At 42.9% G+C, this 1,217-nt stretch carries 2 protein-coding genes; one reads left to right on the top strand and one right to left on the bottom strand.

Going from position 1 to position 1,217, the window contains the following annotated elements:
* Positions 1–250: 250 nt before the first annotated feature.
* Positions 251–472, top strand: coding sequence for a hypothetical protein (locus tag F6K49_RS50630; RefSeq protein WP_075903198.1), 222 nt, complete (start codon positions 251–253; stop codon positions 470–472).
* Positions 473–500: 28 nt separating this feature from the next.
* Here the strand turns inward: F6K49_RS50630 and F6K49_RS50625 are convergent.
* Positions 501–1,217, bottom strand: a 717-nt coding sequence (locus F6K49_RS50625) for an adenylate/guanylate cyclase domain-containing protein (RefSeq protein WP_293110445.1), incomplete at its 5' end; no start/stop codon positions are given.

The raw sequence follows: 1,217 nt of genomic DNA, 5'->3' as shown, positions 1-1,217 counted from the left end.
GCCACCTACGGGCGCACTTTATAAGCTCCGTCCCAAAACCGGATTGGGAAAACATGTGGCGCGTAAGCGCGGATCTAGCTCAAGTTTGTCACCAAAACCGAATATGCCCTTGTGTTTTGCATAGTACAACTAAAACCTGATGTCTATTACAGCAATCACAATCATGCAAAATCAGAAATTTTGCTAGGAAGTTATAGTATGATCAGTTAAGTTAAGGTTAGGTTAAGAACGTCTGGTGCAGGCAATAGCTATGGTAGATCCATCTGATTTTTTATACCCTCACAGTCCCTATCACGGTCAGTTCAAGCCAGAAAACCTGGTTTTTAACGCTAATTTACAGGAATTTGCTCAAAAAGTAAACTACATCTGTAATCTCGAAACTGCTGGTAAGCTGCCTCCAGAAGAGGCTTACCAGCAGATTAAACAACTGTGGAAAGACTTGAAACAAAGCAAAAAGAGCCTGGGTATATAGGTATATAAAGGAAGAAATAGTTCATACTTCACTTCGTGGTCATCGTGTAAACTCCATCCCAGGAATCATCAGGAGGATGATCACAATAGTTTTTAGCTCGGTTAATATGGGTCTTGACAGGCCGGTCATTTGGTTGTATGTCTAGTGCATCAGTAAAATACTTGAGTGCCTGGTTAAAGTCTCGTTTGATGTAAGCATTACGCCCTGCTTGATACAAATCCAAGAACCGTTTTCTTTTATCGGTAAGGGATAGGTCGGTTTTGCCAATTAATTCATAAATCCTAACCGCTTGGTTTTTACCTTTGACCCGGATTTGATCTAACTCCCGCACCACAATGCGATCGCGGCACAAATTATAGGTAGACTCACTCAAGATAATATCGCAGCCATACTCTTTGGTAACGCTTTCGAGACGAGCACTTAGATTCACCCCATCTCCAATAACCGTATAGTCCATCCGTTTTTGGGAGCCGATATTGCCGGAAACCACTTCTCCAGAACTAATTCCCATCCCAATCCGGATTTCGGGTTGGTTGTTACCCCTGCGATTGGAATTAAATTTTGCTAAGCGTGAGCGCATATCTAGAGCTGATTTGACAGCCTTCCAAGCATGATTTGGCAGGGGTAAAGGTGCTCCAAACACGGCCATCAAGGCATCTCCAATAAACTTGTCCAAGGTGCCATCGTGATTGAATACAGCCTCTACCATGGTTTCAAAATACTTGTTGAGCAACGATACCACCTC

This window comes from Moorena sp. SIO3I6 (genome assembly GCF_010672095.1).
Note: the sequence above shows the minus strand (reverse complement) of the source record. Positions and strands in the feature narration are given on the sequence as shown.

Bases quoted from the DNA above. Each gene is read 5' to 3' on its own strand.
- F6K49_RS50630 (WP_075903198.1), top strand. From the start codon at position 251: ATGGTAGATCCATCTGATTTTTTATACCCTCACAGTCCCTATCACGGT.